Origin of the sequence: Streptomyces sp. TS71-3, from assembly GCF_018327685.1 — a bacterium.
GTDB lineage: Bacteria > Actinomycetota > Actinomycetes > Streptomycetales > Streptomycetaceae > Streptomyces.
In genome coordinates this window covers 352,744-364,740 of the sequence record NZ_BNEL01000003.1, presented here as the reverse complement: position 1 = coordinate 364,740, position 11,997 = coordinate 352,744, and the positions used below count along the sequence as shown (strand labels likewise).

The window sequence follows — 11,997 nt, the reverse complement described above, 5'->3', positions numbered from 1 at the left end:
CCCTTCGGGCCCCATCCGGGGCCCCTTGTGTTGCCCCATTGGGGGCTGCCTGCGGCATATGTCGAATGGCGTGGCGCCACCCGCGTTCCCGCCGGGAGGGCGCGTGCTAGCGTCGCGAGATCGGGGTACGTCACCGGACCACCACTGGGAGTTTCCCGAGACGCCACCCATTGGACCCGCCGGGAGAAACAGGGAGAGCCTCAGTGGCCACTGCGGAGCCGACGCGGGCCGACGGCGCCGACGAGACGGGCGCCGGTGGGAGCGTGGGTGCGGGTGCGGGTGCGGGTGCGGACACACGAATACCGCAGTCCCCGGGACAGGACCAGCGGGACGGCCGTGGCGCGCCAGCAGCCCCGGGCGCCCCGGATCCGGCGCGCCCGCGCGACCCTGACCCCGGTTCCGACACCGCCGTTGGCGCCGCCACCGACACCGGTTCCGACACCGCCCCGGCGGGTGCGCGGCCCGTGCCGGACGTGACGCAAGAGCGGCCGGCCGCCGAGGCACCGCGGAAGCGGCCGACGGCGGAAACCCTGGGGGCACCGGAGGCCCGGCCGGCAGCGGCGGGCCCGGAGGCACCGGAGACCGGGCCCGTGCGCGAGCGGAACCCGAGCCGTACCCGGATCCGGATCCGCATCCGGATGTTCGCGCGCCTTCACCCGGTGACCGTGGCCACCGTCCTCGCGGCCCTCGCGCACGTCGTCTGGTTCTTCGTCTTCGCGAACGGCGGTGGCGACCTGGCGGCGCAGGACGCCTGGGCCGAGTTCGTCGGACGGCACCCGGACTCCGCGTACAACCTCGCGTGGTACGGCGGCATGCACCCGGTCTCGTACAGCGCGGTGTCGCCGTACCTGATGTCGGTGCTCGGGGTGCGGACGACGATGATGGTCGCCGGCACTGTCTCGGCCGCGCTGCTCACCATGATCCTGACGCGCAGCCGCGCCGTGCGCAGGCCGCTGCCGCCGGCGCTCATCGGCGTCCTGGGGCTGCTGTGCAACGCCGTCTCGGGACGCGTCACCTTCGGGCTCGGCGCCATGTTCGGGCTCGGCGCCGTCGCCGCCGTGTTCTGCTGGCCGTACCGCTGGCGGCACAAGCGGTGGGCGAAGGCGGCCGTCGCGGCGCCGCTGGCCGGCCTCGCCACGGGAGCCTCGCCGGTGGCCGGGCTCTTCGTGGGCCTGATCGCGGTCGCGCTCTTCCTCCAGCGGCGCCGCCCCGGGGCGTACGCGCTGGGTCTCGCGCCGCTCGCGGTGGTGGCGCTGTCGGCCTGGCTGTTCCCGTTCTCCGGCACCCAGCCCATGACGGTCCTGTCGGCGCTGTGGCCCACGGCGGCCGGCCTCGCCACGTTCTTCCTGGTGCCCGAGCGGTGGGTGACGGTCCGCATCACCAGCGCCGTGTACACGCTCGCGGTGGTGCTCGCCTGGCTGGTCAGCTCGCAGGTCGGCTCGAACATCACGCGGTTGGCGATGCTGTTCAGCGGAGCGGTGCTGTTGGCGGCGCTGCCGTTCACCAGGCCGCGCACCCGCAGGTGGTACGCGATGGTGCTGGCGCTGGTGGGCTTCGTGACGTGGATAGGGATCCACACCGTCGGGGACATCGTGCGCACTCGCCCCGCGGCCTCCTGGGCCCACCAGCTGGCGCCGCTGGTGCACCAGCTCCAGGTGATCAAGGCGGAACGGGGCAGGGTCGAGGTCGTCCCCGCCAGCAGCCACCGGGAGGCGTCCGCGCTCGCGCCGTACGTCAACCTGGCCCGCGGCTGGAACCGCCAGGCCGACATGCAGCGCAACCCGCTCTTCTACGACGACACCCTGAACTCCGCGAACTACCACGAATGGCTGCGGCGCTGGGCGGTCCACTACGTGGTGCTGCCCAAGGAGCAGCCGGACGGCGACGGCGGGCAGCGGGAACGGCAGCTGCTGCGGCGCGGCCAGCCCTACCTCAAGCAGATCTGGGGCGACGCGAACTGGCAGCTCTTCGCCGTCACCGACCCCATGCCGCTCGCCACGCCGCCCGCGGTGGTGGACCGGGCGGAGGAGGGCGAGCTGACGATCAAGGTCAAGCGGGCCGGACGGGTGCTGATCCGGATCCCGTACTCACCCTGGCTGAGCCTCATCGACGAGCACGGAAAGGGCGTGGCGCCGCCCCGGGAGACCGAGGAGTCGAAGCAGCGCCCCGACGGCTCGCTGAAGTCGTTCGAGAACGTCAACGGCTGCCTGATGGAGACCGGGGAGGACGCGTCCGGGGACCGCTGGACCGAACTGCTCGCCCCACACGCCGGCGTCTACCGCCTGGGCGCGCCGTACCAGCTGCCCAGGGGTACGCCGTGTCCGAAGGAGCTGCGGTAGGGCGACGGCTAGGCCGTCACCGGAAAGGCGACCTCTAGGCCGTCACCGGAAAGGCGACGTCGCACACCTCGTCGTCGGGACCCGCCGACGACCAGTCCGTGAAGTAGACCTCGCGGCTCGGCCCGGCGACGCGCAGGCGCTGTCCGGCGATCCACTCCTCCACCGCCTCGAACGCGGCGATGATCTCCGGATACACCACCTGCGCCTTGGTGATCCTGGTGTACGCGAGCCGGTGCGCGCCCTCCTCGCGGGCGCGGGAGCCCCAGCTACGGCCCTGGTCCAGCGCCCAGGCGCGGGCGGCCACCCGATCCCTGACGGGCACGCACGTCTCGACGGGGCCGTCGCTCTCGTCGGTGACCTCGGCGTGGTAGACGACGAACGGCGGTCCCGCCACTCCGCCGCACTCCTCGGCCGCGGCCGTCAGCCGGGTCATGGAGGAACCGATCCAGGCGGGCAACCCGTTCGCGAGGGTGTGCCGCGACTGGCTGATGACGTACTGCGCCGGCACGTCGCGGGTCCTGATCCGGAACTTCTCGTCCAACTCGGAACTCCTGCCCGACAGGCGTCCACGGAGGTACTCGACCAGGATGCGCTGGGCGGCGATGCGTTCCTCGACGCCGCGCCAGTACAGGGCGAGGTGGTGTGCGGCGGTGTCGCCCGGCTCGCGCATCACCTCGGCGATGAGGGCGAGCGGCATGTCCAGCCGGCGCAGCAGTGCGACCAGGCGAGCGTGCTCGACCTGTTCGGCGCGGTAGTAGCGGTAGCCGCTCTCCTCGTCGACGTGGGCGGGGGCGAGCAGCCCGGTGCGGTCGTAGAGGCGCAGCGCTCTGCGGGAGAGGCGGGCACGGGCGGCGAAGGCACCGACGCTGAGCAGCACCCCGGCCCCCTCGACCGCCCCCGCGCCCGGCTCACCCACGCCACCGCCCACGCCACCGTCCCTGTCATCCAGACTCACGCCTACGCCCACGTCCCCATCCTCGGCCACGGGCCACCTGCCACCCGGCACCAGAGACGAAGAACTCTGCCCCAAGGACCGCCACAAGACGAATCCACCCCACAACCGAACACCACACCGGATCTTGGCGGGGAGGGGGGAGGGGGTGAGCGGAGGTTGACCGGGGCCGCGGGAACCACGCCGGGGGAGGCAGTAAGGGGTTGGTCGGGTGGCTGATCGGGGGCGTGGGGAACTGTGCGAGAGGCCGGTGTGGCGGATGGCCGCGGCGAGAGAGCAAGGGGCTGGTCGGGTGGCTGATCGGGGGCGTGGGGAACTGTGCGAGAGGCCGGTGTGGCGGATGGCCGTGGCGAGAGAGCAAGGGGCTGGTCGGGTGGCTGATCGGGGGCGTGGGGAACTGTGCGAGAGGCCGGTGTGGCGGATGGCCGTGGCGAGAGAGCAAGGGGCTGGTCGGGTGGCTGATCGGGGGCGTGGGGAACTGTGCGAGAGGCCGGTGTGGCGGATGGCCGCGGCGAGAGAGCAAGGGGCTGGTCGGGTGGCTGATCGGGGGCGTGGGGAACTGTGCGAGAGGCCGGTGCGGCGGATGACCGCGATGAGACAGCAAGCGGTTGGCCCGCTGGCTGATCAGGGGCGCGGGGAACTGCGCGAAAACCCCGGCCGACGGTCAGCCGGACGCAAGACAGCAAGGGCCGAGAAGGGGCCCCGATAAGGGGCGCGGGGAACTGCGCAGAAAAAGCCCGCCGGCGGTCAGCCGGACGCGGGACAGCAAGGCCCAGAACGGACCACCGCAGGACCGGGCCCCGGGGCGCCCCAACGCCCCGGAAACCCCCCACACGGCTTACTCGGCGAGAGCCTTCTCCACCGCCGCGACAACCTCCCCCGCATCGGGCGTCGTCTGCGGCCCGAACCGCCCCCGCACCACCCCGTCCGCCCCGACGAGAAACTTCTCGAAGTTCCACTGGATATCCCCGGTGTACCCCTCCGAGTCCGCGAACCCCACCAGCCGCTCGTACAGCTGGTGCCGCCCGTCCCCGTTGACGTCGACCTTCTCCGTCATCGGGAACGTCACCCCGTACGTCGCCGAGCAGAACTCCGCGATCTCCTCCGCGGTCCCCGGCTCCTGCCCCTTGAACTGGTTGCAGGGCACCCCCAGCACGCTGAAGCCGCGCCCCGCGAACCGCTCGTGCAGCTTCTCCAGCTCCTCGTACTGCGGGGTCAGACCGCACCGGGACGCCACGTTCACGACCAGCACGACCTTCCCGCGGAACTGCTCCAGCTCCGCGGACCCGCCCAGCAGCGCCCCGATCGGCACGCCGTACACGTCCTGCTCTGCCTGCGCATTCTGCACATCGTCACTCATACCGCGGATGCTAGCGCGCCCCCGGAACGCCCCGAAGGGCCGGGACGAGGACGCCGCCCGGCCCCCGGCGCCCGTCGTCAGCAGGTCTGGTGGCGGCCCGGGAGGGTGCCCAGGAGCCGGGTGAACTGCCGGTAGAGGCTCACGCGGTGCCGCATCTGCTCGGCGTTCCCGCCGTCGCACTCCGCGGTGCCGTTGAGGCTGCGGATGGCCTCGCCGAAGCCCTTGTGGTGGACGATGGCGTCGTGGCCGGTCATGGTGCCGGGGCCGGTCTGGGTGTTCCAGTACCACAGGGCGGTGGCCCAGGCCACGGCCGGATCGCGCTCGACCAGCCAGGGGTCGTTCAGCAGGTCGAGCCCGAGGGCGTCGCCGGCCGCCTTGTAGTTGAAGTTCCAGCTCAGCATGATCGCGCCGCGCCCGTAGTACGCGTCGTGGCCGGCCGGGCAGCCGTACGGCTGGGTGTCGTCGCAGAAGACCGGGTACGAGGCCGGGTTCTGGTTGACCTTGTAGACCAGCGCACCGGTCTCATGGCTGACGTTGGCGAGGAAGGCGGCGGCCTCCTGCCGGCGCACCAGAAGGTTACCTGTGTGCGCGAAGGCCGGGTACGAGCGCGTGGCCTCCAGCAGCCCCGCGTAGGTGAAGAACGGGTCCCGGTCCGGGAACATCCGGTCGAACTGCGCCTCGCTGACGACGAAGCCGGCTCCGTGCGGGCCTTGTGCCTCGTACGGTTCGTGCGCGCCTGCTGGGTACGGGTCGTGCGCGCCCGTGGGGTAGGGGTCGTGCGCGCCCGTGGGGTACGGATCGTGCGCGCCCGTGGGGTATGGCTCGTGCGCTCCGGCGGGGTACGGATCGTGCGCACCGAGCGGCCCGCTGTCCTCGGCCACGGCTACGGCCGCGGTCCCGGTCCCGGCGAGCACCAGGGCCGAGGCGAGCGCCGCCAGCAGGACGGACAGCCTGCTCACCCGCCCCTGCCCCCGTCGCGCCTGCCGTCGCCGTGTCCCATGTCCTGTCACAGGTTGTCGGACAGGTTGTCGCACAGGCCGTCTCACAGGTAGTCGCACCACGCGCGTCGTCACTCCTCGAATCGGGGCCGCCGCGGGCGGAACGCGCGCCGGTGGCCGGCGGCCGTTGGGCGTTCGGTGGGGGAGGGGAGCAGCCGTGAGAATAGGCCCGAGCCGGACTGAGGTCTAGACCATATTCGGAAGTTCCGCCGGGCGGGTACGACTGGGCCAACGGGGGCCGGGTGCGTGGCGCGCCCGCGTGAGCACCTGGGCCTCCTGGACGCCGGTGGCCGGCGTGCTGCACGATGCCGGAGGAACAGGAGGGAGCCGGCCAAGATGATCAACCAGTGGCGCCTGCGTGCCGCCTTCGCCCGCCGGCTCTCGGAGATGTACGGGCAGGAGGTCCCCGCGTACACCACGCTCGTGGACGTCTCCCGCGAGGTCAACGAGGACGTCCTGCGCGCCCGCGGCGCCGACGCCGAGCGCCTCGGTTCCATCGGCCGGGTGACCGCCGAGCGGCACGGCGCCATCCGCGTCGGCACCCCCCGCGAACTCCAGCAGGTCGCCCGCGTCTTCGGCGCCCTCGGCATGCACCCCGTCGGCTTCTACGACCTGCGCGAGGCCGCCGCGAGCGCGGTCCCGGTGGTGTCGACGGCGTTCCGGCCGGTGGACGGCGAGGAGCTGGCCCGCAACCCGTTCCGCGTCTTCACCTCGCTCCTCACCCCCGCCGATCCGCGTTTCTTCGACGAGGAGCTGCGGGCCCGCCTGGAGACGTTCCTCGCGGGACGGGAGCTGTTCCCGCCGGAGCTGCTCGCCCTCGCGGACCGCGCCGAGGCCGCCGGCGAGCTGCCGGACGCGGAGGCCGAGCGCTTCCTGGAACTCGCCGTGGCCGCGTTCGAGCTGTCGCGGGAACCCATCGACCGCGTCTGGTACGAGACGCTGGAGAAGGTGTCCGCGGTCGCCGCGGACATCGGCGGGGTGCGCAGCACCCACATCAACCACCTCACGCCGCGCGTGCTCGACATCGACGAGCTGTACCGCCGGATGACGGCCCGCGGCATCGAGATGATCGACACCATCCAGGGCCCGCCGGGCGGCGGGCTGCCGGGGGCCGTGGGTGTGTCCGGCGCGGGTGCGCAGGCCGGGAGCGCCCCGGACGCCGGTGCGCTCTGGCCGGACGTCCTGCTCCGCCAGACGTCGTTCCGTGCCCTCGCCGAGCCCCGGACGATGCGGGAGCCGGACGGCACGGTGCGCGAGGGCGCGCTGCGGGTGCGCTTCGGCGAGGTCGAGGCGCGCGGCATCGCGCTCACGCGGGCCGGCCGGGAGCGCTACGACACGCTGCTCGCACGGGTCGACGAGAGGCTCGCGCGGGAGCCGTCGGCGGACCGTTCGGCGGTGGCCCGCGCCCTGTGGCCGGACCTGCTGCCGGGCACGGAACACGAACTCGCCGTACAGGACCTCGCGTACTTCACCTACCGGGCCGCCCCCGACCGCCCCCGCGACGGCACCCGCCCGCCCGCGACCATGGCCGACCTGCTCGCGGCGGGCTGGCTGCGCGCCGAGCCGATCGTCTACGAGGACTTCCTGCCGCGCTCGGCGGCGGGCATCTTCCAGTCCAACCTCAGCGGCAAGGGCCGCAGGGACGACGACCAGACGGGCGCCGCCTACGACAGCGCCTGGCTCTCCGCCGCCCTCGACCGGGACGTCCTCGACCCCTACGCCCTCTACGCGGACCAGCAGGGCCGGTCGCTGAAGCGGGCGGCGGAGGAACTGGGAGCACCGGTTCCGGTCCCGGCGCCGGGGACGACGGGCTGATCCTGATCGCTGGGGCAGGGTCCTGCTGACGGTCCTGCCGACGGGGGACATCCGCCCTGGCCGCCGAGAGGCCGCAAGGGGGCCCGAGCACGTACCGTTCCAGTGCAGGTGGGCACACTTGCCGCCGCAGAACCCGGCCCCGTACACACCCCCGTACCCGTCGCCCTCCGCACCCGAAGGAGCCCCCCATGACCAGCAGCACCGGAAGCACCGGCACCGTGCAGGCCCCCGAGACCCTGCCGACCACGGAGGAGTTGCGGGAGCGGGCGCGCGCAAGCCTGGAGCGGATCGGGGTGACCCTCCCGGGCCGGGCGGCGGAGGGGAAGGACGGAACAACCGTGGAGCAGCCCCCGCGGAAGCTCAGCGCCCGAACCCCCCTCACCGGCGAGGACCTCTTCCCCCTGGCCGCCGCCGCCCCCGCCGACACGGAGGAGGCGGTGGAGGCGGCCCGGGAGGCGTTCCTCACGTGGCGGAGCACGCCGGCGCCGCGCCGAGGCGAGCTGGTCCGCCGCTTCGGGGAACTGCTGCGCGCCCACAAGGACGACCTCGCGGACCTCGTCACCATCGAGGTGGGCAAGATCCGCTCGGAGGCGCTGGGCGAGGTCCAGGAGATGATCGACATCTGCGACTTCGCGGTGGGCCTGTCGCGCCAGCTGTACGGCCGCACGATGGCGTCGGAGCGGCCGGGCCACCGGCTGGCGGAGACCTGGCACCCGCTGGGCGTGGTCGGGGTGATCTCGGCGTTCAACTTCCCGGTGGCGGTCTGGTCGTGGAACACGGCCGTGGCGCTGGTGTGCGGTGACACGGTGGTCTGGAAGCCGTCGGAGCTGACCCCGCTGACCGCGCTGGGGAGCGCGCGCCTGCTGGCGAGGGCGGCGGAGGAGGTGGGCGCGCCGGCCGACGTGCACAGGCTGCTGCTGGGCGGCAGGGAGGTTGGCGAGGCGCTGGTGGACGACGCGAGGGTGGCGCTGGTCAGCGCGACGGGCTCGACGCGGATGGGACGCGAGGTGGGCCCGCGGGTGGCGGCGAGGTTCGGTCGCAGCCTGCTGGAGCTGGGCGGGAACAACGCGGCGGTGGTGGCACCGTCGGCGGACCTGGACCTGGCGGTGCAGGGCATCGTCTTCGCGGCGGCGGGCACGGCGGGCCAGCGCTGCACGACGCTGCGGCGCGTGATCGCGCACAGGGACATCGCGGAGCCGTTGATCGAGCGTCTGACGGCGGCGTACGGCAAGCTGCCGATCGGCAACCCGTTCGACGAGAAGACGCTGGTGGGCCCGCTGATCACGGCAGGCGCACTGGAGAAGATGCAGGACGCGCTGGCGCGCGTGCAGGCGCAGGGCGGCAAGATCCTGGCGGGCGGCAACCGCCGCCTGACGGACCCGGCACCCGCGGCGGCCTACGTGGAGCCGGTCATCGTCCGCGTGGACGAACAGACGGAGGTGGTCCGCGAGGAGACCTTCGCCCCCATCCTCTACGTCCTCACCTACGACACCCTGGACGAGGCCATCGCGCTCCACAACGCGGTCCCCCAGGGCCTCTCGTCCAGCATCTTCACCCGCGACCAGCAGGAGGCAGAACGCTTCCTCTCCACCGAGGGCTCGGACTGCGGCATCGCGAACGTCAACATCGGCACCTCGGGCGCGGAAATCGGCGGAGCATTCGGCGGCGAGAAGGAAACGGGCGGCGGCCGAGAGTCGGGCTCGGACGCATGGCGGGCATACATGCGCCGCGCGACGAACACCATCAACTACTCCACAGAACTCTCCCTGGCCCAGAACGTGAGCTTCCTGTAGAGGGCGGGGGCTTGGGGCGGGCGGGAAGCTTCGGTGCCGGTGCCGGTGCCGGTGCCGGTGCCGGTGCCGGTGCCGGGACCAGGGCCGGCGCCGACCGCTCCAGCCGGCCGTGAAGCCCCTCGCCACCGTCCTCCACCGCCTCGGGCCCCGCCCGCATCCGCTACGCTGTCAGTGGCCGTCGACAGCGACGGTCACGACCTTGCTGGACGCGTCCGAATGCACACGCAAAGTATTCAACGCACTCCAAGCAGGGCCTGCCTTCGTAGCTCAGGGGATAGAGCACCGCTCTCCTAAAGCGGGTGTCGCAGGTTCGAATCCTGCCGGGGGCACCGTGTTTGACCAGGCATCGGGCCCCGCTTCATGACCGAAGCGGGGCCCTTTGAAGATCAACTGGGAGTGGATTGAGAGATCAACTTCCCTAGCGGTGTTTCACCAGGTCAACACGCCCCCAGATCGTCTTCCACTCTAGTGCGCCTTGAGTGGGCCGGTCGCTCGCTGCCGGACGAGGAGTCGTCGTGATCCTGCCCGCCTGCGTCGGGCTCATTATCTTGGTCGTCGGCATGCCGCTCCGGCTGTCGGCGGTGCCCGCGTCGTGGAGGGGTAGAACTGGCGGGGGCAAGGCGCTGAAAAGGGGCCTCCGCGCCGTTGAGGCAGCGTCCGGGACCCAGTCCAGCCGTGTGCGAGCCCAAATGTCTCCGCTATATCCATATACGGTCGGGAAGGCTGCCTCGTCGCCGGTGACCGAGGCTCCTGCCGTGAACCGCGACCTGCAGTCGACCTGAGGGAAGACCGTGACCACCATCGCCGTAACGGGGCACATGGATCTCACCGATGCCAGTACCGCCCTCGTACGCAGCGCCCTCCACGAGACGCTCAAGCCGTACGCCGAAGGTCTGGTCGGTGTCTCGTGTATCGCCAAGGGGGCCGACTCCCTGTTCGCCGAGGTTGTCTTGGAACTCGGCGGACGTCTCGTCGCGATCATCCCCTCGAAGGACTACCGGCAGAGCAAGGTGAAGCCGGACCATGCCGCGACTTTCGACCGGCTCATCGAGTCCGCCGACGACGTCGTCGTCCTGGACCACGAGATGGCGAGCCGATCGGCATACGAAGACGCCAACCGCACCCTTCTCCAGCGTGCCGATCGTCTCGTCGCCGTCTGGAACGGCCAGCCCCCGACGGGGAAAGGCGGCGGCACGGCGGACACGGTCGTCGACGCCCGCGAGGCAGGGATACCAGTTGACGTGGTCTGGCCAGATGGGGCAAACCGCCGAGGTTGAGAGCGGGTACCGCACATGTGATGGAAGGTCCCCAGTTACCGCCTGAGCGCCATGTCTACGGTCCCTTCAGTAGACATGATCTAAACGGTCATGATCTGACCCTCTCCCGCGCACCGGCCAGACGCCCAGTCAAGCGGCGTCAAGCATCAGGTGAGGCCGCGGTGTCAATCATTAACCGAGACGGGGCAACCGAGACCGAGCGGGGCAGTCGAGACCGAGACAGGACCACCGAGACCGAGAGTGCCGAGTTGCAGGTCTCTCTACGGCTTCAAGTGCGGTTCGCTCTGCTCGCCGCGCGCGGTCCGGGCCCCCGGCCGGGCCTGCGCCCCCGTCCCCACCCCGCTCCAGTCCGGCCGGCGCCCGTGCCGCGTTGAGCAGGCGATCGGCGAACCCCAGGATGCCCTCGGCGGGGGCGCTCAGGCTCCGGGATGGCCATGACTCCGCGTGCGTCTGGCGGTCCGGGGCGACGCGCTTCGTGGGAGCGAGCTCTGAGGCGGGAAGTGAGGTGCAAGAGTGCTGAGGTCGGCGCCGTTACCACCGCCAGTCCACGGACCAGGTGGGGTCTGCACGGCAATCCCCACCACGGCCCACCTGCCGCGCTCCCTCTCGGTCATCATCGAAGACCGGCCCGGATGCACCCCGCATCGTTTACCTCGACGTTTCCGCGCGTTCACATTCAGCCAAGTTTACGGCCCCTCCTTCACTCTCTCGTCACGCTGCGATGTAGAGCAAACGCGCAGGCATGGGGGCGAGGAGGTACCGCTGCTAGGTGGACTCGCCCATGGGCACGTGAGATCGATTTTCCGTCGCGCCCTGATGAATGGTTGTCGATCGCGTACGCCTCTCCTCTACAGTGCTCACGCACCGTGACTGGTCTAGGCCAGTGCTGCGCATTGAGGAGATGGCGAGGCCGCGCCATGTGTCCGGTTCATCGCTCTCGAACTGCCTTCGCATGAGCTCTACCAGGATTTCCGGAGGGAATAGAGAAATGAAGCACGGTAGACGCGTATCCATGGTTCTCGGCACGGCAGCGGTGATCACTCTCGCCCTGGCTCCCACCGCCGAAGCCAATTGGACCAGCTCCATTACCGCTGCCAGCCCGGGCTTCGAGTCCCGGCGTTGGCAGGATGAGCTGTACTCGCAGATTACGTTCCACGACTGCCGTACGGACGCCACGACGCACTCCACGGACGTGCAAATCTGGAGAGACAGAACCGCTTTGCCCGATCTCTCCTACGACAACAAGACGTACACCGCCTGTTTCAGCGGGAGCGTCAGCAACGGCGAGTGGACCGACCTGCCAGCCGGCATAGAGGATTATTATTTTGAGATTATGAAGATCGGCGGATCGGGTGTGGCCGGTCCTGTGCTCACCGTGGGTTCGCTCACCGTGGATACCACCAAGGTCGACGGCACTGGCTGAGCTTCAGCTTCGAGGGTGCCCCGCCAGGGCGCCCTGCGCA

8 protein-coding genes and 1 tRNA gene are annotated in these 11,997 nt (G+C 71.2%); 6 read left to right on the top strand and 3 right to left on the bottom strand.

Annotation, left to right across the window (positions count from 1 at the left end):
• Positions 1 to 638 precede the first annotated feature (638 nt).
• Positions 639 to 2,339 carry an MFS transporter gene (locus Sm713_RS26080; protein WP_212914839.1) on the top strand — a complete coding sequence of 567 codons (1,701 nt, stop codon included), beginning with the start codon at positions 639 to 641 and terminating at the stop codon, positions 2,337 to 2,339.
• A 34-nt stretch (positions 2,340 to 2,373) separates the two neighbouring features.
• Here the strand turns inward: Sm713_RS26080 and Sm713_RS26075 are convergent, their stop codons facing one another.
• From Sm713_RS26075 to Sm713_RS26065, 3 genes are all read right to left on the bottom strand, one after another.
• The gene (locus tag Sm713_RS26075; protein WP_249416994.1) at positions 2,374 to 3,255 is read right to left on the bottom strand and encodes a MerR family transcriptional regulator; all 882 of its coding nucleotides are present in this window, start codon (positions 3,253 to 3,255) and stop codon (positions 2,374 to 2,376) included.
• 874 nt (positions 3,256 to 4,129) lie between these two features.
• Positions 4,130 to 4,651 carry a glutathione peroxidase gene (locus Sm713_RS26070; RefSeq protein WP_212912518.1) on the bottom strand — a complete coding sequence of 174 codons (522 nt, stop codon included), beginning with the start codon at positions 4,649 to 4,651 and terminating at the stop codon, positions 4,130 to 4,132.
• 77 nt (positions 4,652 to 4,728) lie between these two features.
• Positions 4,729 to 5,610 (bottom strand): chitinase, encoded by an 882-nt coding sequence (locus Sm713_RS26065; protein ID WP_212912517.1) that lies wholly within the window; start codon positions 5,608 to 5,610, stop codon positions 4,729 to 4,731.
• 375 nt (positions 5,611 to 5,985) lie between these two features.
• Between Sm713_RS26065 and Sm713_RS26060 the strand changes: the two genes are divergently transcribed.
• The 5 genes from Sm713_RS26060 (at position 5,986) to Sm713_RS26040 (ending at position 11,957) form a co-directional block, all read left to right on the top strand.
• Positions 5,986 to 7,464, top strand: a complete 1,479-nt coding sequence (locus Sm713_RS26060) for a VOC family protein (RefSeq protein WP_212912516.1) — start codon at positions 5,986 to 5,988, stop codon at positions 7,462 to 7,464.
• A 188-nt stretch (positions 7,465 to 7,652) separates the two neighbouring features.
• Positions 7,653 to 9,257 (top strand): aldehyde dehydrogenase family protein, encoded by a 1,605-nt coding sequence (locus Sm713_RS26055; protein ID WP_212912515.1) that lies wholly within the window; start codon positions 7,653 to 7,655, stop codon positions 9,255 to 9,257.
• A gap of 256 nt (positions 9,258 to 9,513) precedes the next feature.
• Positions 9,514 to 9,586: transfer RNA gene (locus Sm713_RS26050), tRNA-Arg, on the top strand.
• Positions 9,587 to 10,048: 462 nt separating this feature from the next.
• Positions 10,049 to 10,534, top strand: a complete 486-nt coding sequence (locus tag Sm713_RS26045; protein WP_212912514.1) for a hypothetical protein — start codon at positions 10,049 to 10,051, stop codon at positions 10,532 to 10,534.
• 1,012 nt (positions 10,535 to 11,546) lie between these two features.
• Positions 11,547 to 11,957 carry a hypothetical protein gene (locus Sm713_RS26040; protein WP_212912513.1) on the top strand — a complete coding sequence of 137 codons (411 nt, stop codon included), beginning with the start codon at positions 11,547 to 11,549 and terminating at the stop codon, positions 11,955 to 11,957.
• Positions 11,958 to 11,997 lie beyond the last annotated feature (40 nt).

Excerpts from the sequence above, each read along its gene's own strand:
- Sm713_RS26080 (WP_212914839.1), top strand. The coding sequence starts at position 639 with ATGTTCGCGCGCCTTCACCCGGTGACCGTGGCCACCGTCCTCGCGGCC.
- Sm713_RS26040 (WP_212912513.1), top strand. The coding sequence starts at position 11,547 with ATGGTTCTCGGCACGGCAGCGGTGATCACTCTCGCCCTGGCTCCCACC.
- Sm713_RS26055 (WP_212912515.1), top strand. The coding sequence starts at position 7,653 with ATGACCAGCAGCACCGGAAGCACCGGCACCGTGCAGGCCCCCGAGACC.
- Sm713_RS26060 (WP_212912516.1), top strand. The coding sequence starts at position 5,986 with ATGATCAACCAGTGGCGCCTGCGTGCCGCCTTCGCCCGCCGGCTCTCG.
- Sm713_RS26070 (WP_212912518.1), bottom strand. The coding sequence starts at position 4,651 with ATGAGTGACGATGTGCAGAATGCGCAGGCAGAGCAGGACGTGTACGGC.